The 23,554-nt window shown below is 64.1% G+C and carries 21 protein-coding genes, 1 pseudogene and 1 riboswitch; of the genes and pseudogenes, 16 read left to right on the forward strand and 6 right to left on the reverse strand.

Annotated elements, in window-relative coordinates; all coding sequences use genetic code 11:
* Positions 1-132 precede the first annotated feature (132 nt).
* The 5 genes from AB3X89_RS24545 (at position 133) to AB3X89_RS24565 (ending at position 5,377) form a co-directional block, all read left to right on the forward strand.
* Positions 133-2,367, forward strand: a complete 2,235-nt coding sequence (locus AB3X89_RS24545; protein WP_368585584.1) for a PAS domain-containing protein — start codon at positions 133-135, stop codon at positions 2,365-2,367.
* A gap of 133 nt (positions 2,368-2,500) precedes the next feature.
* Complete coding sequence (locus AB3X89_RS24550; RefSeq protein ID WP_368585585.1) at positions 2,501-3,199, forward strand: response regulator transcription factor; 699 nt, start codon at positions 2,501-2,503, stop codon at positions 3,197-3,199.
* An 86-nt stretch (positions 3,200-3,285) separates the two neighbouring features.
* Positions 3,286-3,645: a response regulator transcription factor gene (locus AB3X89_RS24555; RefSeq protein ID WP_368585586.1), complete on the forward strand. Its 360-nt coding sequence runs from the start codon at positions 3,286-3,288 to the stop codon at positions 3,643-3,645.
* 177 nt (positions 3,646-3,822) lie between these two features.
* On the forward strand, positions 3,823-4,848 hold the full coding sequence (locus AB3X89_RS24560; protein WP_368585587.1) for an alpha/beta fold hydrolase: 1,026 nt from the start codon (positions 3,823-3,825) through the stop codon (positions 4,846-4,848).
* Positions 4,849-4,864: 16 nt separating this feature from the next.
* The gene (locus AB3X89_RS24565) at positions 4,865-5,377 is read left to right on the forward strand and encodes a cytochrome P460 family protein (protein ID WP_368585588.1); all 513 of its coding nucleotides are present in this window, start codon (positions 4,865-4,867) and stop codon (positions 5,375-5,377) included.
* A gap of 148 nt (positions 5,378-5,525) precedes the next feature.
* Here the strand turns inward: AB3X89_RS24565 and AB3X89_RS24570 are convergent, their stop codons facing one another.
* On the reverse strand, positions 5,526-5,891 hold the full coding sequence (locus AB3X89_RS24570; RefSeq protein ID WP_368585589.1) for a BON domain-containing protein: 366 nt from the start codon (positions 5,889-5,891) through the stop codon (positions 5,526-5,528).
* A gap of 371 nt (positions 5,892-6,262) precedes the next feature.
* On the opposite strand from AB3X89_RS24570, the gene AB3X89_RS24575 reads away from it, so the two are divergent.
* From AB3X89_RS24575 to AB3X89_RS24585, 3 genes are all read left to right on the forward strand, one after another.
* Complete coding sequence (locus tag AB3X89_RS24575) at positions 6,263-7,666, forward strand: amidase family protein (RefSeq protein ID WP_368585590.1); 1,404 nt, start codon at positions 6,263-6,265, stop codon at positions 7,664-7,666.
* A 55-nt stretch (positions 7,667-7,721) separates the two neighbouring features.
* Positions 7,722-9,146 (forward strand): aldehyde dehydrogenase family protein, encoded by a 1,425-nt coding sequence (locus AB3X89_RS24580; protein ID WP_368585591.1) that lies wholly within the window; start codon positions 7,722-7,724, stop codon positions 9,144-9,146.
* 82 nt (positions 9,147-9,228) lie between these two features.
* A complete protein-coding gene (locus AB3X89_RS24585) occupies positions 9,229-9,666 on the forward strand; it encodes a RidA family protein (protein ID WP_368585614.1) in 438 nt (145 codons plus the stop codon).
* Between the two features lie 22 nt (positions 9,667-9,688).
* Here AB3X89_RS24585 and crcB read toward each other — a convergent pair whose 3' ends face one another.
* Both crcB and AB3X89_RS24595 read right to left on the reverse strand, forming a co-directional pair.
* Complete coding sequence (crcB, locus tag AB3X89_RS24590; protein WP_368585592.1) at positions 9,689-10,069, reverse strand: fluoride efflux transporter CrcB; 381 nt, start codon at positions 10,067-10,069, stop codon at positions 9,689-9,691.
* Positions 10,070-10,141: 72 nt separating this feature from the next.
* Positions 10,142-10,203: riboswitch (Fluoride riboswitch) on the reverse strand.
* Between the two features lie 70 nt (positions 10,204-10,273).
* Positions 10,274-11,461 carry an ammonium transporter gene (locus AB3X89_RS24595; protein WP_368585593.1) on the reverse strand — a complete coding sequence of 396 codons (1,188 nt, stop codon included), beginning with the start codon at positions 11,459-11,461 and terminating at the stop codon, positions 10,274-10,276.
* Positions 11,462-11,890: 429 nt separating this feature from the next.
* On the opposite strand from AB3X89_RS24595, the gene AB3X89_RS24600 reads away from it, so the two are divergent.
* Positions 11,891-13,681 carry an ATP-binding protein gene (locus tag AB3X89_RS24600; protein WP_368585594.1) on the forward strand — a complete coding sequence of 597 codons (1,791 nt, stop codon included), beginning with the start codon at positions 11,891-11,893 and terminating at the stop codon, positions 13,679-13,681.
* Between the two features lie 41 nt (positions 13,682-13,722).
* On the opposite strand, the gene AB3X89_RS24605 is transcribed toward AB3X89_RS24600, so the two are convergent.
* Together AB3X89_RS24605 and AB3X89_RS24610 are read right to left on the reverse strand one after the other, a co-directional pair.
* Positions 13,723-14,046 (reverse strand): hypothetical protein, encoded by a 324-nt coding sequence (locus AB3X89_RS24605; RefSeq protein ID WP_368585595.1) that lies wholly within the window; start codon positions 14,044-14,046, stop codon positions 13,723-13,725.
* Positions 14,047-14,186: 140 nt separating this feature from the next.
* Positions 14,187-15,776, reverse strand: coding sequence for a winged helix-turn-helix domain-containing tetratricopeptide repeat protein (locus AB3X89_RS24610; RefSeq protein ID WP_368585596.1), 1,590 nt, complete (start codon positions 15,774-15,776; stop codon positions 14,187-14,189).
* 181 nt (positions 15,777-15,957) lie between these two features.
* On the opposite strand from AB3X89_RS24610, the gene AB3X89_RS24615 reads away from it, so the two are divergent.
* From AB3X89_RS24615 to AB3X89_RS24625, 3 genes and pseudogenes are all read left to right on the forward strand, one after another.
* Positions 15,958-16,713, forward strand: coding sequence for an SDR family oxidoreductase (locus AB3X89_RS24615; protein ID WP_368585597.1), 756 nt, complete (start codon positions 15,958-15,960; stop codon positions 16,711-16,713).
* A 52-nt stretch (positions 16,714-16,765) separates the two neighbouring features.
* Entirely contained in the window at positions 16,766-17,245 is a 480-nt protein-coding gene (locus AB3X89_RS24620; protein ID WP_368585598.1) for a carboxymuconolactone decarboxylase family protein, read from the forward strand.
* Between the two features lie 23 nt (positions 17,246-17,268).
* Positions 17,269-17,667 (forward strand): annotated as a pseudogene (locus AB3X89_RS24625) (cupin domain-containing protein).
* An 80-nt stretch (positions 17,668-17,747) separates the two neighbouring features.
* Here the strand turns inward: AB3X89_RS24625 and AB3X89_RS24630 are convergent.
* On the reverse strand, positions 17,748-18,605 hold the full coding sequence (locus tag AB3X89_RS24630; RefSeq protein ID WP_368585599.1) for an oxidoreductase: 858 nt from the start codon (positions 18,603-18,605) through the stop codon (positions 17,748-17,750).
* Between the two features lie 245 nt (positions 18,606-18,850).
* Here AB3X89_RS24630 and AB3X89_RS24635 point away from each other — a divergent pair, with 245 nt between their 5' ends.
* From AB3X89_RS24635 to AB3X89_RS24650, 4 genes are all read left to right on the forward strand, one after another.
* A complete protein-coding gene (locus AB3X89_RS24635; RefSeq protein WP_368585600.1) occupies positions 18,851-19,315 on the forward strand; it encodes a hypothetical protein in 465 nt (154 codons plus the stop codon).
* Positions 19,316-19,408: 93 nt separating this feature from the next.
* Complete coding sequence (locus tag AB3X89_RS24640; protein ID WP_368585601.1) at positions 19,409-19,858, forward strand: Rrf2 family transcriptional regulator; 450 nt, start codon at positions 19,409-19,411, stop codon at positions 19,856-19,858.
* Between the two features lie 98 nt (positions 19,859-19,956).
* Positions 19,957-20,604 carry an NAD(P)-dependent oxidoreductase gene (locus tag AB3X89_RS24645; RefSeq protein ID WP_368585602.1) on the forward strand — a complete coding sequence of 216 codons (648 nt, stop codon included), beginning with the start codon at positions 19,957-19,959 and terminating at the stop codon, positions 20,602-20,604.
* A gap of 118 nt (positions 20,605-20,722) precedes the next feature.
* The gene (locus AB3X89_RS24650; RefSeq protein WP_368585603.1) at positions 20,723-23,512 is read left to right on the forward strand and encodes a mechanosensitive ion channel family protein; all 2,790 of its coding nucleotides are present in this window, start codon (positions 20,723-20,725) and stop codon (positions 23,510-23,512) included.
* Positions 23,513-23,554: the final 42 nt, after the last annotated feature.

The following is a 23,554-nucleotide window of genomic DNA, read 5'->3' on the forward strand; positions in this document are numbered from 1 at the left end:
CATTGCATTGCGATGACTTTCGTCGCATGGGATAATCGCGCCACTTTCTGGTCGGCACCAAACTACGCACCTGAACGCAGGTTTCGGCGAACGTTTGAGAATCTCGCGCCTGCTCGCAAAATCAAAACAATGATGGGACTGGCAATTGATTCCGGCATCGTCCTCGATGCGCTGTCCGCGATGGCCTGGACCGCGCTGCCCGACGGTCGGGTCGACTTCGTGAACCGGAAGTGGTCCGAATACACAGGACGGGTGCTCGACACATCATCCGACTTGCAGTGGCGCGACGTGATTTGCGTCGACGACTTGCCGATGCTGCTCGACCGGCAAACCGCCATTCTGGCGTCCGCAGAGCCGGGTGAAATAGCGGCGCGTCTACGGCGCTTCGACGGCCAGTACCGTCGGTTCGTGCTTCAGATCAGTCCGCTGCGTGATGGCGAAGGGCGCATCGTTCGGTGGTGCGGAGTCTGCAATGACGTCGAGGACTTGCGGCGAGCGGAGGAGGCACTGAAGCGAAAGGAGCTCGACCTGCAGTTGATCGTCGAGAGCATTCCCGTGCCCGTCACGGTGATGTCGCCGACAGGCGAAGTCGAAGCCCAGAATCGGCTCACCCTGGAATACTTCGGAAAGTCGTTCGAGGAACTCAAAGCCTGGCGGAGCGGCGGATTCATTCATCCGGAAGACCTCGAGGCGGTGATCGCCGCGCAGGAAGCATCGCTCTCGAACGGCACCGCGCACAATGTAGAGAGCCGTTACCGGCGTGCCGACGGAACCTACCGCTGGTTCAACGTGCGCGGATTTCCGTTGCTCGGCCGGGACGGCAGCATTTTGCGCTGGTTCTTCCTGTCGATCGATATCGAGGACAGCAAGCGTGCGGAAATCACGCTCGCCGCGAGCGAGCGCCACCTCAACGAGACGATCAACGCACTGCCCGCGCTGATCTGGTCAGCGCGCCTGAACGGCACCGGCGAGTTTTACAACCAGCACTACCTCGATTATCTCGGCAGAACGCTGTCGCAGGTGCGAGATTACGGATGGATGGACTCGGTGCATCCGGACGACCGGGCTGGGCTGATGTCGGTGTGGAGCTCCGTGATGGCCAGTCAGTTGCCCGGCGCGGCGGAGGCGCGAATGCAGCGCTACGACGGCCAGTACCGATGGTTTCTGTTTCGCACCAGCCCATTGCGGGACCAGCACGGCAAGGTCGTCAAATGGTACGGCGTCAACATCGACATCGACGATCGCAAGCGCGCGGAGGAGGAGCTGCGGCGCAGCGAAGCATTTCTTGCCGAGGGTCAGGCGCTGGCGCGAATGGGCAACTTCTCGTGGCACGTCGATACGGGCGAGATTGCCTGGTCGGATCAGCTTTATCACATCTTCGAGTTCGAGCCGGGCACTACGGTGACGCTCGATCGTATCGTCGCGCGTTATCACCCGGATGACGTCGGTCTCGCGTTTCAATTGATCGAACAGGTGCAACGCGGCGATAGCGATGTCGAGAGCCAGTATCGCCTGCTGATGCCGGATCAGTCGGTCAAGCATGTGCATTTGCTGGGGCATCGCGCGACTGACCGTCCGGGTGGTCGCGAATACATCGGCACGGCCCTCGATATCAGCCAGCGCCGCCGCTCGGAAGAGGCGCTCGACAAGGCGCGCTCGGAGCTTTTGAATGTCGCGAGGATCACGAGCCTCGGCGCGTTGACGGCTTCGATCGCCCACGAAGTCAACCAGCCGCTGTCGGGAATCGTGACCAACGCCAGCACCTGTCTTCGCATGCTGGCGGCAGTGCCCGCCAACATCGAAGGGGCGCAGGAGACCGCGCGGCGCACGATCCGCGACGGCAACCGCGCGGCCGATGTCATTGCGCGCTTGCGTGCGCTCTTCAGCAAGCGCAGCGTGACGCTGGAGGCGGTCGATCTCAACCATACGGCGCGCGAGGTCGTTGCCCTGATGCAGACCGATCTGGACCGGGCCCGGGTCATCGTGCGCGCGGAGTTTGCGGACGGGCTGCCGTTGGTCGGCTGTGATCGGGTGCAGGTCCAACAGGTGATCATGAATTTGCTGCGCAATGCCGCCGATGCGATGAGCAGCGTCGACGATCGACCGCGGCGCATATCGGTCAAGACCGAGGCCGACTCCGACGGGATGGTTCGTTTGACCGTGCTTGACTCGGGGGTCGGCTTCGATCCGCAACACGCGGAACGGCTTTTCGATGCCTTTTATACGACCAAGAATGACGGCATGGGCATTGGTCTCGCGATCAGCCGGTCGATCATCGAAAGCCAGAGCGGGCGTCTGTGGGCGGCTTTGCCGGATGACGGGCCCGGCGCGAGCTTCGCATTCTGTCTACCCATTTACGGCGGGTAAAGGCGGATAACGGGCATATACATACCTCTGTATGATGGAAGCACATCGGGGAATCCGGCATTGTCCGGTGTTCGGACCAGGATTCATTCGGAGCCTTTATACGAATCGGCGACCGATATTAGCGAGGTATGCGATGAAGAGACCTGGTGAAACCCAGGGCCGCGTGTCCACGAGCACCCCGCAGGCGGTCCCTGTCGTGTTCGTCGTGGATGACGACGTCTCCGTGCGCGAATCTCTGGAATTGCTGATTCGCAGCGCGGGATGGCAGCCGCAGGTATTCGGATCAGCCCGGCAATTTCTCGCGCACCCGCGTGTTTGCGGACCAAGCTGCCTGCTGCTCGACGTTTCTCTGCCGGATCTGCATGGTCTGGATCTGCAGCGGCAAATCGTGGCCGACCGCGCCGACATGCCGATTATTTTCATCACCGGCTACCCCGATGTGCCCGTTACCGTGCGGGCCATGAAAGCCGGCGCGATCGAATTCTTCACCAAGCCGTTCAACGGTGAAGCCTTGCTCGAGGCCATTCGCGACGGCATTGAACATAGCCGTCACGCGATCCAAGCAGAGAGCGAACATGCCTCGCTGCGGGCCCGCTATGCCGCGCTGACTCGCCGCGAGCGGGAAGTGATGGCGTTGGTGGTTGCCGGGTTGCTCAACAAGCAGGTGGCGGCCGAACTCGGTATCAGCGAGATCACGGTCAAGGGTCACCGTGGCCGCCTGATGGAGAAAATGGCGGCGAACTCGCTGCCGGAACTCGTGATCATGGCCGCCCAGGTGGGCGGGCAGTTCAGCTCGCGTGTCGGCTCGCCGAAGAGTTTTTCAATCGATTGATACCAAGGTATCGTGGATCGGCCGCCCGGCTTCATGCATGCTTCGAGCCGAGTAGCGGATTCAACGGGACTTGATTGCGGGTAATCATGCTGGTAACGGTGGTCGATGATGACGAAGCGGTGCGGGAATCGCTTCCAGATCTGGTGAGAATGTTCGGTTATGCGGTCAGCGAGTTCCCGTCCGCGGAAGCTTTCCTCGCATCCGAGGTGGTCGATCAGACCGACTGTCTGGTCCTCGACGTCAACATGGCGGGGAAAGGCGGGCTCGGGCTTTTCTGCGAGTTGAAAAGTCTCGGCAAGAAGATTCCCGTCGTCTTCATCACTGCCCACAAGGACGAAGCCATTCGCGAGCGTCTGCTCATGCAGGGCGCGTCTGATTGTCTGTTCAAGCCCTTTAGCGATACCGCACTTCTCGCGGCACTCCAGCTTGCGCTAGGTGAAAACTGAAAGTAGCCCGGTACTTCGGCGCAATACCGAGGCCGTAGCTCCGCGTGCGGATATACCTGCGTATAGGGCGCTAAACCGATCGCCGTATAGTCCGATCCGTTGATCGGATGGTGCCATGTCACGTGTGCCCATAAGCTTGATCGAGTCGACTTTAAACTACTCGAGAGGAGATGGAGCGTGGCAAAACTGATTGACGAACGTCGCCGGCAAATCCTGCGAACCGGCCTTGCAGGCGTTGCGATAGCGGGATCGGGAGTTGCCGGATTGGCTCGCGCGCAGCCGGTGTCCGCGAGCACGAACGCCGCCTCCTTCGGTGAGATTCGCCGGGTTCACGCAAATGGCTTGAGCATCGGCTACGCCGATGTGGGCCCGAAAGAAGGTCCGGTCGTCATCCTGCTGCACGGCTGGCCCTACGATATCTACAGCTTCGCCGAGGTCACGCCGATACTCGTGGCGGCCGGACATCGGGTGCTCGTGCCGTATTTGCGCGGCTACGGTCCGACGCAATTTCTATCGGCGGACACCCCGCGCAATGGCCAGCAAGCCGTTGTCGCCGTCGATATCGTCGCGTTCATGGACGCGCTGAACGTCAGGCAGGCGGTGATCGGCGGATTCGATTGGGGCGCGCGCACCGCCAACATCGTCGCGGCGCTGTGGCCCGAGCGCTGCAAGGCGCTCGTCTCCGTCAGCGGTTATCTGATCGGCAGCCAGGCGGCCAACGAGAAGCCATTGCCGCCGCAGGCCGAGCTGGCCTGGTGGTATCAGTTCTATTTCTCCACGGCGCGCGGCCAGGCAGGCTATGCGCAGAACAGTCACGATTTCAACAAGCTGATCTGGCGTCTCGCGTCGCCGCAGTGGCGCTTCGAGGACGCAACCTACGAACGCACGGCGGCTTCGTTCGACAACCCCGATCATGTGGCGGTGGTGATCGACAACTATCGCTGGCGTCTGGGGCTCGCGCGTGGCGAGGCCAAGTACGACGACATCGAGAAGAAGCTTGCGCAATCGCCGGCGATCGCGGTGCCGACCATCACACTTGAAGGCGACGCCAACGGCGCGCCGCATCCGCAGCCGGCCGCGTACGCCGCGAAGTTCACCGGCAAGTACCAGCACCGCGACATCAGCGGCGGCATTGGCCACAATCTGCCGCAAGAGGCGCCCAAGGCGTTCGCGGACGCGCTGCTGCAAGTCCAGCGTCTTTAACGGAAGAGTGCGCGAAATGATGCTCGCTCACTTCAGGGCGCCGCTTGCCGCAGCGGTGCTCGTGCTTGCGGCAGCGGCGAATCAGGGCGCCGCGGCCGCGGATGCAACGGGCGCCGAGTCGCCCATCTACGGCGTGACGATTCCCAAAGGCTACCGGCAATGGCAGATGGTCGCTCCGGCGGAGGAAGCCGCGCCGCTAGACGAACTGCGCGTGGTGCTGGGCAATCCGCTTGCGATCAAGGCAATCGAGAGCGCCACGCAGCCGTTTCCGGACGGAACCGTTCTGGTCAAGCTGGCGTACAGAAAGAAGCACTCGGACGACTTTGCGCCGGCGACCGTGCCGGGCGAACCGACCACGGTGCAGGTCATGGTGAAAGACTCGCGCCGCTATGCGTCGACGGGCGGTTGGGGCTTTGGACGGTTCATCAACGGTGTGCCCGCGGATGCCGCGCAGCATCAGACGTGCTTTGCGTGCCATGCCGCGCTCGTCAAGGATCGCGACTACGTTTTCACGCGATACGCGCGTTGACCTGAACGCCTTTGCGGCAGCTCGCTCGTGATCGTTCGGCTTTGCAGGGAGTCATGGGCGCGCCGTCGAGTCCGCCGTTCCCGCTCGATCAGCCCATAGAAATGCGCCGGCATAGCCGGCGCGATCTCCCACGATGAAACCGGCAGGATCAGGGCGCTGCGTAGAGCGTCAGCTTGCTCGACACCGACTGCACGCCCGGCACTTTCGACGCGACATCCTGAGCGAGCTGGTCCTGCGATTCGTCGAGAATGGTGCCCGCCAGCGTGACCTTGCCCGTGCGCGTATTCGCGAATACTGCGATGTCCGTGTCGTTCAGTTGTTTGGAGCTGAACAGAGCCTCGCGGACCTTCTTCGCCAGTGCGTGATTGGCGGCGCGATCGGCGCGCATCTCCGCGCGAAGCTGCTCTTTGGTCGGAGCGGCGTTGTCGGCGGGGGGCGTCGCGGCTTGTACGAGTGCGGCCGACGACAGCAAAACGGCTAGAGCACCCGTGAGTGCCTTGTGGCGTAACGTCATGGAATCACCTGTTGACGAGGGATTGAGGAGGAGTCTTGAATGTGGGTCTTGCCCGCTCGAAAGCATAGTCTGCTGTCCGTCTCTTCTCTATCAGACATTCGGTGCCGAACCCTATACGGATGTCAACACAGCGTTATACCTTTGGATATGGCTGCGAGCCTGCGCACATGCAATTGCGCGTCAATCACCACTGCGTATTTATCGAACTGGAGAAACTCATAATGTCCCGTTACAAATAACGAAGTACCAGACAACATGCGGATACAAAGTGCGCGCTAAATGATGCCTGCGTGCATGACCGATCAATCCGACAAAGCGGCATAACCATCGTTCGGATTGGCGAAGACCAACGACGACTCCCGGGAGAATCCATGAAAGAACTTTGGCGCCTGAGTGCAAGCGAACTTGCGACGCGGATCAGGAACGGTGACGTATCGGCAAAAGAGGCAGCGCAATCCGCATTGGAGCGTCTCGAATCGGCGAATCCGGTGCTGAACGCGATCGTTGCATACCGGCCAGAAGCGGTGATTCAGCAGGCCGAGGCGGTGGACCGCGCGCGCTCTCGTGGCGACAAGCTGGGGCCGCTCGCCGGCGTTCCGGTGACGGTGAAGATCAACATCGACCAGCGCGGCTTTGCGACGACGAACGGAGCGCGCAGTCACGAGAACCTCGTCGCGCAAGTGAACAGCCCGCTCGTCGACAACCTGGAAAAGGCGGGCGCAGTGTTGCTGGGCCGCAGTAACTCGCCGACCTTTGCGTTGCGCTGGTTCACATCGAACCAGGTGCACGGCAAAACCTTCAATCCTCGAGACCGCTCGCGCACACCGGGTGGGTCGTCGGGCGGCGGCGCTGCCGCCGTTGCGGCGGGCATTGGACAACTCGCGATCGGCACCGATATCGGCGGTTCGATCCGCTATCCCGCGTATGCCTGCGGTGTTCATGGAATTCGCCCGAGCCTGGGACGCGTGCCAGCGTATAACGCGACGTGGCCGGAACGCCCGATCGGTCCTCAACTGATGTCGGCGGCGGGCCCGATGGGCCGAACGATCGCGGACCTGCAACTGGGTCTGCTGGCGCTGTCGGCACCGGACGTTCGCGACCCATGGTATGTGCCGATGCCGCTGGTCGGCGCCGACGCGCCGAAGCGCGCGGCGTTGTGCCTGCGTCCCGGCGGTTTGCGGATCGCTCCGGAAGTCGAAACGGCGCTGCGCGAAGCCGCGCGCAAGCTCGTCGATGCCGGTTGGACGGTCGATGAAATCGACGACACGCCGCCGATTCGCGACGCGGCGCAGGTTCAGGAGCGGCTGTGGCTTGGAGATGGATTCGATGCGCTGGCAAATTCGGTCGAGAGCGATGGCGACCCGGGCGCGGCCGCGGTGGTCGCGGCGGCGCGGCTGAAGGTAGTCGACCTGCCGGTCGATGTCATCAAGGATTCGCTCGTCAAACGTACCACCTTGATGCGGCAGTGGCGGACGTTCTTCGATCGCTATCCGGTTCTGATCCTGCCCGTATCGGCGGAGCTGCCGTTTCCTGACGATCTGGATCGCGAGGGGATCGAAGGGTTCGAGCGCGTGTGGGAGTCGCAACTCACGATGCGAGCGCTACCCGCGATGGGCTTGCCGGGTCTCACGGTCACGACTGATCTGGTGAACGGAGTTCCGGTAGGCGTTCAGATCGTTGCCGCGCATTTCAGGGAGGACCTGTGCCTGCAGGCCGGTCTTGCAATCGAAGAGCGCAGTGCGCCGGTGTCGGTAGTCGATCCGGTAGCGGACTGACCATCCATACACGAAGCCGCGAAACAGAATCGAGCAATGAATGGAAGAAAGGACCATGCGTGAAATCAATGGAGGCTATATCAATGGCGAGTTCGCGCGCTTGCATGGCGCCGAGACCATCGAGTCTCTAAACCCCGCCACTGAGCAACCGATTGCGACGGCCCGGCTCGCCGATCGCGACGACGCCCGAAATGCAATCGCCGCGGCATGTGCCGTTCAGCCATTCTTGCGCGATACGTCGAAAGCCGAGCGCATCGACATGCTGCACAGCCTGCAGTCAGCGATCCTCGCTCGTACCGACGACATTCGTGAGGCCACCATCGAGGAATACGGCGGCCCATTGGCGCGGGCGCAGTGGGTCAGTCAATACGCGTCCGATTGCCTGTCGAGAACGGCCGACCTGTTGAAGGATTTTCCGTTCGAACGACAGATAGGCGACGCAAGCGTACGTCTCGAACCAGTGGGCGTCTCCGCGCTGATCGTTCCATGGAACAGCATCGCGGGGACGATCTGCAGCAAGCTGGCGTCCGCGCTCGCGGCGGGCTGCGCAACCGTGATCAAGCCGAGCGAACTGGCTCCTCTGCAGACGCAGGTGGTGACGGAAGCCTTGCACGCAGCGAAGCTCCCTGCCGGCGTCGTGAACGTTGTGCTGGGACGCGGCAGTGACGTCGGCGACGAACTGAGCATCAACCCGGGCGTCAGGAAAATCTCGTTCACGGGTTCGACTTCAACGGGCAAGCACATCGCCCGCGCCGCTGTCGATACGATGAAGCGGGTGAGCCTGTCATTGTCGGGAAAATCGGCGTCGATCGTGTTACCCGATGCCGATCTCGACAGTGCAATTCCTCTCGCGCTGAACGCGGCCTTCATGAACAACGGCCAGGCTTGCGTGAACGGTACGCGTCTGCTGGTTCCGCGGATCAGGTTGAAAGAGGTGCTGTCTCTGGTCGAACGTACGGTTTCGGCCATGCGGGTTGGCGATCCACGCGACCCGGCGACGGCAATTGGGCCGCTGTCGACGCGCAGTCAGTACGAGCGCATCCAGCGGTACATTCATGTCGGCCTTGCGCAAGGGGCTACGCTGGTAGCCGGCGGCGAAGGCCGCCCAGACGGTTTGACCCAAGGCTTCTTCGTCAAGCCGACGGTTTTCGCTGACGTGCATCCGGAGATGGATATCGCGAAAGAGGAAATCTTCGGCCCGGTACTTTGCGTTCTCGCGTACGACTCAGAAGAAGAAGCCATCAGCATAGCCAACGACTCGAGCTACGGCCTGCAGGCCTATGTCTTTTCCGGGCGGCAAGAACATGGCGTCGCGATTGCGTCGGCGCTGGAGGCGGGCAGTGTGCTGGTCAATCGCATTGTCCCGGAAACGATGGCGCCTTTTGGCGGCGTAAAGCAGTCCGGGATCGGCCGCGAATTCGGCGTGTATGGCCTCGAGGCATTCCTCGAGCCGAAGTCGATCGTGTCTCCGAAGCACTGATCACGCGCACGCGACAGCTATATCACCACAGAACCTGATCCATTGAGGAGGTCTTGATGAGTCGTATCGATATCTATGAAAACTGAGCCAGCTCGGCATCAGTCTGCCGACTGCCGGCGCGCCGGCGGCCGCTTACGTGATGTGTCGTCAGGCGGGAAGCAGCGTCTATCTGTCCGGTCACATTGCGAAGCGCGATGGCAACGTCTGGGTGGGGAAACTCGGCGAAACATTGGCGACGGAGGAAGGCAAACAGGCCGCCCGATTGACCGCGATCGATGTACTGGCCTCGCTGCACACCTTTCTGGGCGATCTGAATCGGGTACAGGGGATCATCAAGCTCATGTGCCTCGTCAATTCGGCGCCCGATTACACCGAGCAGCATCTGGTGACCAACGGCGCGTCCGAACTGCTGGCTGAAATCTTTGGAGAAGACGGCAAGCATGCGCGTTCCGCTTTCGGCGTCGCTCAGATTCCGCTGGGTGCGTGCCTTGAACTGGAAATGACGGTACAAGTGGCCTAGGTTCGCGCGGCAGGCGCGCGCCTCAGCGCGCCAGCAGCGAAACCGTCGCGATGCCGAGAATCGTCATGATCAGCGACGTGCTCACGTGAATCGCCACTTCGCCAGCCGCCCAGCCGAGCCGGCCGTCCTGCAGGCGCTGCACGACTTCCGCGGAGAACGTCGAGAACGTCGACAGCCCGCCCATCAGACCGGTGATGACGAACAGCCGCCATTCCGGCGAGAGCTGGGGCACCCGCGCGAAGCCCGCGACCGCCACGCCGATGATGTAGCCGGCGATCACGTTGGCGGCGAGCGTGCCAAGCGGCAGGTCAGTAAAGAGTGGGTTCAGTCGAAAGCCGAGGAACCAGCGAAACAGCGAGCCGAGTGCGCCGCCAATCGCGACAGCGAGAAAAGACCAATACATGGAAGAGGATCGAACCGGGAATGTCGACAAACCGGTTGATGCGGGCGAGATGATGCCGCGTCCGCATAGCCGGGCGTAGCAGGCATCATCAGCCCCATGGGCGGTTAATGGAGAATGCCATCTCCAGCCGCGAAGTCTAACATCGGCGCGCGGATTTTGGGGACAGGCGTGTGGTCCGTGCCTTTCCCCGCGAGCGCCGCCTTTTCACTCCGGCGTCGCCGAAATCTTGTGAATCGACAGATCGGCGCCGTTGTATTCCTCTTCCTGATCGAGCCGCAGACCGACCGTCATGCGGATCGCGCCATACACGACCGTGCCGCCGATCCCCGACACGACGATCCCGCCGAGCGTGCCGATAATCTGCGAGGCGAACGACACACCGCCCAGCCCGCCGAGCGCGTGGGTGCCGAAGATGCCGGCCGCGATGCCGCCCCATGCGCCGCACAGGCCGTGCAGCGGCCACACGCCGAGCACGTCGTCGATGCGCCAGCGGTTCTGCACGCAGGTGAACATATAGACGAACAGCACGCCGGCGATGCCGCCCGTGATCAGCGCGCCGAGCGGATGCATGATGTCCGAGCCCGCGCACACCGCGACGAGCCCCGCGAGCGGGCCGTTGTACGTGAAGCCCGGGTCGTTGCGGCCCGCGAACCACGCGCTCAGCGTGCCGCCGACCATCGCCATCAGCGAGTTGACCGCGACGAGGCCGCTGATCTTGTCGAGCGTCTGCGAGCTCATCACGTTAAAGCCGAACCAGCCGACCGTCAGCACCCATGCGCCGAGCGCGAGAAACGGAATGTTCGACGGCGGGTGCGCGGCGATGCCGCCGTCGCGGTGATAGCGGCCGTGGCGCGCGCCGAGCAGCAGCACGGCCGGCAGCGCGACCCAGCCGCCGAACGCGTGCACCACCACCGAACCCGCGAAGTCATGGAAAGGCGCGCCGAACGCCTGCGTGAGCCAGTCCTGAATGCCGAAACGGTTGTTCCACGCGATGCCTTCGAAGAACGGATAGACGAAGCCGACCAGTACGAACGTCGCGAACAGTTGCGGATTGAACTTGGAGCGCTCGGCGATGCCGCCGGACACGATCGCGGGGATCGCGGCGGCGAACGTCAGCAGGAAGAAAAAGCGCACGAGCGCATAGCCGTTGTGCTGGGCGAGCGTCGCGGCGCCGTCGAAAAACTGCACGCCGTATGCGATCGTGTAGCCGATGAAGAAGTACGCGATCGTCGACACCGCGAAGTCCACCAGAATCTTGACCAGTGCATTGACCTGGTTCTTCTTGCGCACGGTGCCGAGCTCCAGGAAGGCGAATCCTGCGTGCATCGCCAGCACCATGGCGGCGCCGATCAGAAGAAACTCGGTATCGGCGCCGTATTTCAGACTTTCCATCGATATGTTCCGCTTGTGCCAAAAAAGTGCGCTATGAGCAAGAAGCGGGCCAAAGTTGTGCCGGCCGCGTCGACCCGGTGCAATCGGACACCGGGCCGGGAATCCGATGGTTTCGAACGATGCGCCGCCTGAACTCGCCATGCACCTCAAAAGAGATGCAAGGCACAACAAAAGTGCATAAATCGACGGGGCTGCGCAAAATGACCCAGACAAGGGCGAAATATTCGATTTAAATTACATCTTTATTCGGAATCCTGACGCAACACGATGCTGGCGGGGCGCGCCGATGCCCAATCCTGGCGCGCAGTGGACCAACGGGGAACCGCGCCTATCGACGGGTTCGTGCCCCTCTTTCTTTTCCCGCGCAAACGCCCACATAATGTGCCGACTCCATAAAAGATCCGTCGGCCAACCCTCCCATGGGCACGCATGAGACTGACCACTAAAGGCCTGCTGCTGATCGCGATCCCGGCCGTCTTCGAGCTCGCGCTGCTCACTGGCGTGGTGAAGGCGCAGGCCGATGCGACGATGGCCGAGCAGCGGGCGATGCATAGCGAGGAGGTGCTGCGCCAGAGCACGGCGATTCTCGATCCGGTGCTGTCCGAATCGGTCGCGCTGCGCGGCGCGGTACTTGCCAACGACGCGCGCTTCACGACCCCGATCGCGGTATGGATGGACGTCGACCGGCGCATCGACGAGCTCGTCGATCTCGTCGGCGACAATCCCGCGCAGGTCGAGCGCGTGGTCGAGGTGCGCCAGGCGGTGCAGGCGTACCGCCAGTGGTCCGACCGCATCCAGGACATGCTGCACGCCGGGCGGCGCGCCGAGATCCTCGCGCGCTTCGACGATCTCGCCCAGGTCGACGTGCTCGATCATTTCCGTTTGCAGGTGAGCGCGTTCCAGGCCGAGGAGCGCCGTCTCGACATGTCGCGCTCGAATGCCGTCGCCGCCGTGCGCGAGCGGGAACAGACGCTGATCGTCGCGGCCGCGTTGGGCTCGCTGCTGTTCGTCGCGCTCGCCATCTGGATGTTCACGCGCGGCGTGCGCGGCCGGCTCGCGCTGCTGTCCGACAACGCGGGGCGGCTTGCCGGCAACGAGCCGCTCGCGCCGCTCGGCCCGGGTCGCGATGAGATTGCGCGACTCGATCTGACCTTGCACGAGACGAGCCGCCGTCTGCTCGAAGCCGAGCGCATCGAGGCGCGTTTTCACGCGGACCTCGAGCGGCGCGCCGCCGAGCTCGCGCGCATCAACGAGACGCTGCGCCAGCAGACTCAGGAAAACGAAATGTTCATCTACAGCGTGTCGCACGATCTGCGCGCGCCGCTCGTGAACCTGCAGGGATTTTCGAAGGAGCTGATTCGCGCCTGCGACGAATTGCGCGACACGGTGCGCGGCTCGTCCCTCGCGCTCAGTACGCGCGAGCGGATCGAGCGGATCGTCGACGAGGACATCGGCGAGGCGCTGCACTATCTGCAGACCGCGGTGCTGCGCGCGTCGCACATCATCGACGCGCTGCTGCGGCTGTCGCGTGTCGGACGTGTCGAGTACCGCCGCCAGAAGGTCGATGTGGGCGACATCGTGCAACGCGTCGTCGATGCGATGCAGGGCTCGATCCGCGCGCGGCGCGCGCGTGTGACGGTCGGCGAATTGCCCGCGGTATGGGGCGATCCGACCGCGCTCGAACAGATCTTCGCGAACCTGATCGGCAACGCGGTCAATTATCTGGACCCGGCGCGCGAGGGCCGCGTCGAAATCGGCACGACGCCCGCACCGCCGGGCGTGCATTCGCTGCGAATCTTCTATGTGCGTGACAACGGCCTCGGCATTCCGTCGATCGCGCTGCCGCGGCTGTTCACCGCGTTCCAGTGCCTGCACGGCAACCCGACGGCCGGCGACGGCGAGGGCATCGGCCTCGCGCTCGTGCGGCGGATGGTCGAGCGGCATGGCGGGCGAGTGTGGGCGGAATCGAAGGAGGGGTTGGGCACGACCTTCTATCTGTCGCTGCCAGAGGCGGCGGGTGCCGCGCGCGCGGAACCGGCCGCGGCTGGCGCGCCAGCACTCGCCGCGGCAAGTCTGGCGGCGGCTCCGGCTCCGGCTCCGGCTCCGGCGGCGCGCGGGGTGCGCGAGAGCATGCTGGGCGCCACGGGGTCGGGCTTCAGCGCCGGCAGCGGGTTGCCCGCGCCTTCGATCGACGCGGTGCGAGGCATCACTACGCGGTAGGGGCGCTCGATCGCGCGATGCGGATGGCGTCCCGCCGTCGCTTAACCGGCGAAAATCCGCCGCGGCTTCAGCAGTCTTCGGCCGCGCACCGACCAGTAGCAACTGCATGCCAGCAGCAAGGCGATGCCGGCGGACGACTCGGCCGGCGTTGTCCGAACGCCGGCAATCCCCTCGACGGCAAACAGGCCGTTCGTCACAGCCAGCAGCGCCGCCCACAGCGCGCACGCGGCCTGCATCAGCAAACGCGTTCCCTTCATATGCCGGGCGCGGGTGTCGTGCGACCAGGTGGGCGGTCGGCGCCCGCAGAAGAAGACGATCATCATCAGCATGACGACGAGGGTGACGATCCAGTCGATCAGTTTCATCGAAACAGCACTCCCTAAAAGCAGCCGCGACTATAGGGAGGTGTTTCGTCTACAACCGTCGGAAGTTTCTGAAATGTGGGAGGCCGCTGAACGATATCGAGGCGAGCGCCGCTGCATGTCGACGCCCGTTGCGGGAAGCGTCAATCCTCGCGGGGTTCAGGATCGAATCCAGCCTTTGCCAAGCCTTCAGTGAAGACGGCAAGGTTTTCGTCGCGCTGGATCGGCATCCAGTCGGTCAAGTTGCCGAGGCGCAAGTCGGGAATCAGTTCGCGTAAGCGAATCGCGGCTTGTCGAGCTTCCGCTGGTTTCCCGAGCCAGGCCTCGCTCGCGGCGAGCGTTGCGTAGGCCATGCCGAAACCCGGCAAATCCCGGATGGCTTTCTCGGCCCACGCAGCGGCTTCGACGAAGTTGCCCATGAACAAATGCGCGGCCGACAAGCCGAACTGCATTCGGTAGCGTTCTGGATCCAGCGGGCTCAACTGCATCGCATGGGCAAATTGCCCGATCGCCTGTTCAGTCTCGCCATGCCACAAGCGGAGAAATGCGCTGAGAAACCACGCGGCGGCAAGATTGGGATTCAACTCGAGCGCCCGATCCAGCAAGGCGATACCTTCGGGCAGGTTGCCGGCCAGATGCGATAGCGCATGACCGCTGCGCGCGAGAGCTACGGCGTCGTACTTGCCCAACTCCACGGCACGACGCGCCCACCGGGCGCCTTCGGCCATTTCCGTTGGGCGATCGTGCATCCAGCCATTGATCTTGCGCCAGCAGTGACACCAGGCCGCCATCGCATACGCCGATGCAAGCTCAGGGTCGCACGCAAACGCGCGCTGAAATAACGGCAACGCTTCGTCGATCGCTTCGCGGCTGCCTTGATGAAGCTGCGCCATGCCGCGCAGGTAGTAGTCGTAGGCACGCAGACTTTCGGTTGGTTTGAACCGCGCGCGAGCGATCTCCGCCTGTTCGACCTGCGGCGCAATCGCACCGACCACGCTGTCGGCGATCTGGTCCTGGAACTCGAAAATATTGTCGAGCACGCCCTCGAAGCGGCCAGCCCAATGGGTCGCGCCGGTGCCCGCGTCGACGAGCTGGCCGGTGATGCGAACGCGCCCCTGTGCCTGCCGCCAACTGCCTTCGAGCACGTAGCGCACGCCGAGCTCACGGCCGATCTGCTTCACGTCCACGTTGCGATGCTTGTAAGTGAAGCTCGAATTGCGCGCGACGACGAACAACCAGCGGTATCGCGACAGCGCGGTGATGACGTCCTCGATCACGCCGTCGGCCAGATAGTCCTGCTCCGGGTCGCCGCTGAGATTGACGAACGGCAGGATGGCGATGGAAGGCTTGCTGGCCTGCGCCGCATCCGGCGATGACGTTTCGGTCGCCGTCGCTGTCTTCTCGCTGGCCTGATCAGATGCCGGATGTTCGGTGACGTCGGCGACAAAGCGGAATCCCTTGCGCGCCACGGTTTTGATCACGCGCTGCTGCTGACCGTCATCGCCGACCGCGCTGCGTGCGGCGTTGACGTGGCTGGCCATGGTGGATTCGGAAATCACGCGTCCGTCCCACACCGCATTGATCAACTCATCACGGCCCACGACCCGGTTGCGGTGGCTCGCCAGATAAACCAGCAGATCGAACACTTTCGGTGTCGTCGCAACCGCTTGGGAAGCGCGGCGCAAGTCGCGACGCTCCAGGTCCAGCGTGCAGTCAGCGAAAACCCATTGCATTGGGGACTCCAGGGCGAGAAAGCCGCCAGCTACGCGCTACCCGGCGCGCTGATGAAGCGGATCAAGGAATTTTGGACGGAAATACAAGGCGCAGGCAAAGCGGCGCCGGCGGCTGGAAATGATACTGCACCCATCGGATCAACCAGCAAGCGCTTCGTCAACCGAACCGGAGGAGTGGAACATGAAAGTGGTCGTCATGGGTGGCAGCGGACTGATCGGCTCGAACGTGGTGCGGCGGCTTCGCCGCGATGGTCACGACGTGGTGGCCGCATCCCCGTCGACCGGAGTGGACTTGATGACCGGCGAGGGCTTGGCGAAAGCGCTCGAAGGCGCGCAGGTCGTCGTCGATGTCGCCAACGCACCGTCCTTCGAGGACGAGGCCGTGATGACTTTCTTCCAGACGGCGGGCCGCAACCTGTTGGCCGCCGAACACGCGGCGGGCGTCGAGCACCATCTCGCTCTGTCGGTCGTAGGCACGGAACGCCTGCAGCAAAGCGGGTATTTTCGCGCCAAGGCCGCGCAGGAGACGCTGATCCAGGCGTCGACCGTTCCGTACACGCTGCTGCGTGCGACGCAGTTCTTCGAATTCGTCGGCGGCATCATCGAGGCCAGCTCCCAGCGAGGCGACGTGCGTCTTTCGCCCGCGCTGATCCAGCCGGTCGCCGCCGACGACGTCTCCGCAGTCCTCGCCGATCTCGCAGCGGGGGTGCCGCTAAACGACACGACGGAAGTCGCCGGTCCGGACCGCTTCCCACTCGACGAGCTCGCCCGCAAGTTCCTCGCCGCGCACAAGGATCCACGCACGGTGATCGCCGATATCCACGCCCGCTATTTCGGCAGCGGACTGGACGACCGCACGTTGGTCGCCGGCAGCGGTCATCGCGTCGGCCCGACACGCTTCCACACCTGGCTCAGCCGCTCCGTCGCGAAAGACTGAACCGCATTCCCGCAACGATTTTTCCTTTCTTCAACCGCCCAAAGGACATGCCATGACCCAGCGCATCGACTACCAGCAGCAATCCCCGGAACTGTTCAAGAAGTTCGTCGAGTTCAGCCTCGTGCTCAAGAAGTCGGCCATCGAGGAAACCATCCGCCATCTCGTCGACATCCGCGCGTCGCAGCTCAACGGCTGCTCGTTCTGCGTCGACATGCACGTGAAGGAAGCCACGATCCATGACGAGCGTCCGTTGCGCCTTCATCACGTGGCCGTGTGGCGCGAGTCCAACCTGTTCACGCCGCGCGAGCGTGCGGCGCTCGCCTGGACCGAGGCGCTGACCCATATTTCGCCGCTCGGTGTGAGCGATGAAATCTACGATCGCGTGCGGACCCAGTTCTCGGAGAAGGAGTTGTCCGACCTGACCTTCCAGGTGATGTCGATCAACGCGTGGAATCGGGTCAACATCGGCTTCCGCATCCCGCCGGGCATCTACGACAAGGCTTTTGGCGTGGACAAGTCCGGTCTGGCCTGATCGATCAGCATAGGAGCACCGTCATGCATATTTCCAGATGGGTGATCGCATCGCTGCTGCTGGCAGCGGGCGCCGCACACGCGCACGAGCCGCCGCAGGCGCAAGTTTCGCCGCTGACGACCAAGGCGCTGGCAGACTATCCGGGCAAGGAAGTCACGGTGCTCTCGGTCGAGTATCCGCCCGGCAGTGCGGACCCGGTGCATCGGCATGATGCGCACGGCTTCATCTACGTGCTGTAAGGCTCGATCGTGATGGGTGTGCGCGGCGGCAAGACCGTCACGCTGAAGCCGGGCCAGACCTTTTACGAAGGTCCGAACGACGTGCACACGGTCGGGCGCAATGCCAGCAAGACCAGGCCGGCTAAATTCCTGGTTTTTCTGCTGAAGGATGCCGGTGCGCCGATTCTGACGCTGGCGAATTGACTGGCGCCCGTTGATATTCGCGCGACCGCGATTCAGGCGAGCAGCGGCTCGGCGAATACCGAACCGCTGCTTTTCTTCGCCTACGCAGCGAAGTCGGTGGATGACGACAGGTCCTTCCAGGCTTCCGTTTCCTGCGTCACATAAGCGTTTTTCGCGGCGATGGCGGCCAGCGTGTCCGTCCCGAGCGGCAGGCGCAACGGCGGGGACGCCGCGTCGACCAGCGCGATCATCGCGGCCGCAAGCCTGGTCGGGTCGCCGGGCTGGTTGTGATTCAGTTGCATGGCCTTGCGGCGAACCGCACCCGAGGTTTCGTCGTAATCGTCGATCACGTCCGGCGCAACGACCAGCGACGAAGCATCGAGAAAGTCCGTGCGGAAATACCCCGGCTCGACGACTGTCGCGTGAATGCCGAGCGGTTTCAACTCGGCATGCAGCGCTTCGGTGATGCCTTCGACGGCAAACTTCGTCGACGAATAGACGCCAAAGCCCGCCGCGGCACGATAGCCGCCGATCGACGAAATATTGATCACGTGGCCCGAGCGGTTCGCGCGCATCGCCGGCAATACGGCGCGGGTGACGTTGAGCAAGCCGAAGACGTTGGTGTCGTACATGCGACGCACGTCCTTGTCGGCGGATTCTTCCACCGCGCCGAGCAGACCGAACCCGGCGTTGTTGACCAGCACGTCGATGCGGCCGAATTTTTCGACTGCGGCCTGCACCGCCGCCTTTGCCTGCGCTTCGTTGGTCACGTCCAGCTCCACCGGCAGCAACGCAGCCGACTCGCCAAGCCGCTCGGTGATCGCCGCGACTTTGCGTCCGGCGGCCACCACCGCGTTGCCGTCTGCAAGCGCGGCTTCGGCAATCAATGCGCCGATGCCTCGCGACGCGCCGGTGATGAACCATACCCGCTTGAAACCGCCCTGTTGAATGTTTGCCATGATGTGTCTCCTACGTGTGAGTGATGAAGTGATGCCATCGTAGGCTCAGCGATTGACACAAACTAGCCGTACTTCGCTGGAGACATAATCAACTTATATTTGCGAATCGACGACTCCGGCAGGATTGGCAGGCGGAACCACGGTCGGCCTCGCCGCGGTGACTCGAAGCGGCCGCGCGGCGCAACGGCGGTATCATGGGCACGTCTTAGCATCTGCGAGCCGCTCGGCGCGGCTTCTTTCTGATCATGATTTCATCTGTTTCCTCATCCTTATTGCGCCGCGCGGCGGTCGTGGTCTTCGTGTTCGGCGCGCTGGCCGCGTGCCAGAAAAACGACGCGTCGGCCGGCCAGGTCGCGGGCAAGCTCAACGACGCCGCGCAGCTTGCCGGTCAGAAGCTCGATCAGGCAGCGAGCTACGTCGGCCAGCAGGTCACGGCGACCAAGGACGCCGCACAGCAGAACCTCGACTCGGCCTCTGCGCCGTCGATCAGGATCGACCCGGCCGCGCTAGCGTCGAGCGCGCAGGCCAACCTGCAGAACGCGGCGAGCGCGGCCAACGCTCAGCTCGGCAGGGCCGCGTCGATCACGGGCCAAGGCCTCGAAACGGCGGGGCGCAAGCTGCAGGCATGGTCGGCGCAGAATGCGACCTCGTCGGCTTCGGCGAGCGCATCGACCGAGTCTGCCGACGCGCAGAAGCAGATGGACAAATGACCCGCGCTCGGTTCGATCCGGCTTTCGCCGTTTGACTTTAGAGGTATATGTAATTACGATGGTTACACATTGTCGTTGCGGGACGGATCTGCTGTGAACACGAGTAGCCGGTTTGCCTTTGCCGTGCATGTGCTCGCACTGCTGTCGTTACAGGGCGGCGTGCCGTTGTCGTCGGAGATAATTGCGGGCAGCGTGAACACGAATCCCGCGCTGATCCGCCGGCTGCTGGCGATGCTCTCGGAGGCCGGCCTCACCACGTCGCAGATGGGCGCCGGTGGCGGCGCGTTGCTCGCGCGGCGGCCGGAACAGATCACGCTGCTCGACGTCTATCGCGCCGTAGAGGACGCGCAGTTGTTCGCGTTGCATCGCGAGGAGCCGAATCCCGAGTGCATGGTGGGGCGCAATATCCAGAGCGTGCTGAGCGGAATCATCGACGAAGCGCAGCAGGCGATGGAAGCGGCGCTCGCCGCACGCACGCTCGCCGATGCGACCGCCGACGTGGTCCGCTCGGAGAAGCATCGCGAGCGCAAGCGCCGGACTTGACGGTGCCTAAGCAATGAACGGGGTGAGAGCCCCGCTTTTTTTCTCGCTATATGTAACTGTGACAGTTACATATACAACAACCTGAGGAGTACGCTGATATGAGCAAGCAATTGAAGATCGCCTTGTTTGGCGCGACCGGCACGATCGGATCGCGGATTGCCGCGGAAGCCGCGCGTCGGGGGCATCAGGTGACGGCGCTGGTGCGCGATCCGGCGCGCGTGCCGGCCGGCGTCGCGAATCTGCATGCGGCGCAGGCCGATCTGCTCGACCCCGCGAGCGTCGGCGCGGCGGTGCGCGGTCAGGACGTCGTGGCAAGCGCGTATGCGCCGCCGCAAGGCGATCTCGCCACGCTGACGCAGGCCACGCGCGCGCTGGTCGAAGGGGTGCGCGCGGCGGGGCTGAAACGCGTCGTCGTGGTAGGCGGCGCGGGCTCGCTCGAAGTCGCGCCGGGCAAGCAGCTGGTCGATACCGACAGTTTTCCGCCCGCGTACAAGGGCATCGCGCTCGCGCACCGCGACGCGTTCGACTACTACCGCGGCGTGACCGATCTCGACTGGACGTTCTTCGCGCCGGCCGCGCTGATCGCGCCGGGCGAGCGCACCGGCAAGTTCCGCACGGGCGCGAACACGCTGATCGCGGACGCGGACGGCAACAGCCGCATTTCGGCCGAAGACTACGCGATCGCGTTCGTCGACGAACTGGAGCAGGGCCGCTTCGTCCGCCAGATCGCGACGGTCGCGTACTGACGACCGGCGCATCGAATCCGCCCGCCGCGCAAGCGTACTAACATTCGGTTACGCATGTTCGGGCGCGCCGGGCGTAACTGCGGCTACACTGGCGTCTGCCGTTTTCTCACGGATTGCCATGCAGTCATGCCCGTCGCGGCGTGAGTCCGAGGCTGCGCCGTCTGGCGGCGGGCAGCAGCCGGCGATTCTCACCGCCACTCATCTCTCCTCCGATCACACCGCTCGCGACACTGCCAGCGGCGACGTCCGTCCGCGCGCGAGCGCATATGCGCTGCTGGGTTGGTTTACCGCGCTGCTGTGCGCCACGCTGATTCTGTGCCTCGGCGCGCTGCCGCGCATCGCGCAGGCCGCCGGCCCCGCGGTCGGCGGCGGCACGCCGGTGATCCCGGCACTACAGAGCCTGATCAACAGCGCGACGGTGAACGCGACGCCCGCGTCCGAGGCCTCGGGTGCGTCGGCGCCCGAGGCGGCGTCGGCGTCGGCCCCGTCGCCCGCGAGCCAGGCGGAGCTCGCGCGCTCGCTCGACAGTGTGATCGCCACGCTCGACAACGACCGCCAGCGCAGCGCGCTCGTCGCCCAGCTGAAAAAATTGCGCGACGTATCGGAAAGCGCCGCTCACACCGTCGGCCCGCCCGCGCCGGCGGCCGTGCAACCGAGCCCGGGCCTGCTCGGCGCGATCGCATCGGGTATCGCGTCGTTCGAATCCGACGTGCACCAGGGCCGCACGCCGGTGCGCTACTGGAGCGGGCGCGTGACCGCGGCCGGCAACGAGCTGTACACGATCGTCTCCGGCCAGGGACGGGAGGGTGTCGGCACGATCCTGCTGGCGATGCTGGGGATGCTGGCCGGCTGGGGTGCCTGTGCCGGCGCGCTGATCTATCTGCAGCATCGGGTGCACAGACGCTTCGGCATCGAACTGGTGCTGCGGCCCAATCCCACCACGCGCGAGTTGCTGATCTTCGCGTTGCGCCGCGTCGGTCCGTGGATCATCGCGTTCATCGCGGCGCTGCTGTTCATGCGCGCGATGCCCGATGCGCTCGGCCGCACGCTCGGCATGGTGGTCGCGTATGCGATCGTCGCGGGCGCGGTGTTTTCCGCGATCTGCCTGATCATGTTTTCGCTGTTCGGCTCGGGCCACCGGCGCGTCGCGGTGCGATTGCTGATCGATCACGCGCGCCGCGTGCTGTTCGTGATCGGCGTGTGCGGCGCGCTCGGCGACGCAGCCGTCAACTACGACGTCGAGCATCAGATCGGCACCAACCTGGCTGCGCTGATTTCGACCGCGGCCAACATGACGGCTGCCGTGCTGACCGGCTATTTCGCGCTCGCGTTTCGCCGGCCGATCGCGCACCTGATCCGCAACCGGCCGTACGAACAGCGCAGCGACCACCGGGCCGCGACCGATGCGTTCGAGGTGCTTGCCGCGATGTGGCACGTGCCGGTGCTGGTGCTGGCGGCCGCGTCGGTGGTCGCGACGCTGGGCGGCTCCGGCTCCAGCGAAAACGTGCTGCAGATTTCGATCGTCACCGCGCTGCTGCTGGTGCTGGCGTTTTTCCTGTCGGCGATCGTGCTGCGCATGACGCGCCCGCGCAGCGCCCGCGCGCGGCGCCGCTCGCCGTATCTGACGCGGCTGCTGCGCTTTTGCGGCACCTTGCTGACCTTGTTCATCTGGCTGTTCTTCTTCGAATTGGCGGCGCGGCTGTGGGACGTGTCGCTGGCCGAGGTGATCGAGAGGAACGTGGCGGCGCGCGGCATCGCGCATGCGATGACGGCGATCGTCGCCACCGTGTTCATCGCGTGGCTGCTGTGGATTCTGGTCGACACCGCGATCACCGAAACGCTCAATCCGGGCAGCCCGCGCAACAAGGCGCGCAGCCCGAGCACGCGCGCCCGCACGATGCTGCCGCTGGTGCGCAACGTGTTGCTCGTGTCGATCATGACGATCGGCGGCATCGTCACCGCCGCGAACCTCGGCATCAACGTGACGCCGCTGCTCGCCGGCGCGGGCGTGATCGGTCTGGCGATCGGCTTCGGCGCGCAGTCGCTGGTGACCGACCTGATCACCGGGCTTTTCATCATCATCGAGGACACGATCTCGGTCGGCGACTGGATCGACGTCGATGGCGGCCATGCGGGCACGGTCGAGCATCTGTCGATCCGCACCGTGCGGCTGCGCGACGGGCAGGGCGCGATTCACGCGATTCCGTTCTCGCAGATCAAGATCGTGAAGAACCTGTCGCGCGATTTCGCGTACGCGGTGTTCGAGGTGCGCATGTCGTTCTCGACCGATGTCGACGAGATCACGCAGCTGATCCGCGAAGTCGGCGCGGAGCTGATGGCCGACTTCCGCTACCGGCGCGAGATGCTCGGGCCGATCGAGGTGTGGGGTCTCGACCGCTTCGATCCGAACTGGATGGTCGTCAAAGGGCAGATCAAGACGCGGCCGCTGCAGCAATGGAGCGTCGCGCGGGCGTTCAATTTGCGGCTCAAGCGCAAGATGGACGAGGCGGGCATCGAGATTCCGGTCGCGCAGATGCGGGTGTACACGTCGTCGAAGGATAGCGAGGGCGAGCCGTTGCGCGACGATGAGATGACCGGGTTCGTCGCGCCTGTGGATGCCGGTGCCGACGCGCACCAACGGGGGCGCGACGGCGCGCACGGCAAAGCGCATCAAAGGGTCCATGAACCCGCGCGCGAACGAACCCGCGAAGCGGCGCACGAGTATCCGCGCGAAGCGGAGTATGAAGTGGGCGCCGTGGGCCCGTCGGCGCGCGCATCGACACATGTGCCGCTTGCGCCCGCGCGTGACGTGTCGCACGATCCGCGTCCGGCACCGCCGCCGACCGGACAGACCGCGCCGATTCCGCCGCAGATTCCGACGGCGGGCGATGTCGGAGGAAAGAGTTGAGGCGGGGGGTTGTTGGGCAACGCGCGAAGACGGTCGCGTGCT

The organism is Paraburkholderia sp. BR14320 (assembly GCF_040948665.1).
Taxonomy (GTDB): Bacteria; Pseudomonadota; Gammaproteobacteria; order Burkholderiales; family Burkholderiaceae; genus Paraburkholderia; species Paraburkholderia youngii.

Bases quoted from the DNA above. Each gene is read 5' to 3' on its own strand.
- AB3X89_RS24545 (WP_368585584.1), top strand. From the start codon at position 133: ATGGGACTGGCAATTGATTCCGGCATCGTCCTCGATGCGCTGTCCGCG.
- AB3X89_RS24550 (WP_368585585.1), top strand. From the start codon at position 2,501: ATGAAGAGACCTGGTGAAACCCAGGGCCGCGTGTCCACGAGCACCCCG.
- AB3X89_RS24555 (WP_368585586.1), top strand. From the start codon at position 3,286: ATGCTGGTAACGGTGGTCGATGATGACGAAGCGGTGCGGGAATCGCTT.
- AB3X89_RS24565 (WP_368585588.1), top strand. From the start codon at position 4,865: ATGATGCTCGCTCACTTCAGGGCGCCGCTTGCCGCAGCGGTGCTCGTG.
- AB3X89_RS24570 (WP_368585589.1), bottom strand. From the start codon at position 5,891: ATGACGTTACGCCACAAGGCACTCACGGGTGCTCTAGCCGTTTTGCTG.
- AB3X89_RS24575 (WP_368585590.1), top strand. From the start codon at position 6,263: ATGAAAGAACTTTGGCGCCTGAGTGCAAGCGAACTTGCGACGCGGATC.
- AB3X89_RS24580 (WP_368585591.1), top strand. From the start codon at position 7,722: ATGCGTGAAATCAATGGAGGCTATATCAATGGCGAGTTCGCGCGCTTG.
- crcB (WP_368585592.1), bottom strand. From the start codon at position 10,069: ATGTATTGGTCTTTTCTCGCTGTCGCGATTGGCGGCGCACTCGGCTCG.
- AB3X89_RS24595 (WP_368585593.1), bottom strand. From the start codon at position 11,461: ATGGAAAGTCTGAAATACGGCGCCGATACCGAGTTTCTTCTGATCGGC.
- AB3X89_RS24600 (WP_368585594.1), top strand. From the start codon at position 11,891: ATGAGACTGACCACTAAAGGCCTGCTGCTGATCGCGATCCCGGCCGTC.
- AB3X89_RS24605 (WP_368585595.1), bottom strand. From the start codon at position 14,046: ATGAAACTGATCGACTGGATCGTCACCCTCGTCGTCATGCTGATGATG.
- AB3X89_RS24610 (WP_368585596.1), bottom strand. From the start codon at position 15,776: ATGCAATGGGTTTTCGCTGACTGCACGCTGGACCTGGAGCGTCGCGAC.
- AB3X89_RS24615 (WP_368585597.1), top strand. From the start codon at position 15,958: ATGAAAGTGGTCGTCATGGGTGGCAGCGGACTGATCGGCTCGAACGTG.
- AB3X89_RS24620 (WP_368585598.1), top strand. From the start codon at position 16,766: ATGACCCAGCGCATCGACTACCAGCAGCAATCCCCGGAACTGTTCAAG.
- AB3X89_RS24630 (WP_368585599.1), bottom strand. From the start codon at position 18,605: ATGGCAAACATTCAACAGGGCGGTTTCAAGCGGGTATGGTTCATCACC.
- AB3X89_RS24635 (WP_368585600.1), top strand. From the start codon at position 18,851: ATGATTTCATCTGTTTCCTCATCCTTATTGCGCCGCGCGGCGGTCGTG.
- AB3X89_RS24645 (WP_368585602.1), top strand. From the start codon at position 19,957: ATGAGCAAGCAATTGAAGATCGCCTTGTTTGGCGCGACCGGCACGATC.
- AB3X89_RS24650 (WP_368585603.1), top strand. From the start codon at position 20,723: ATGCAGTCATGCCCGTCGCGGCGTGAGTCCGAGGCTGCGCCGTCTGGC.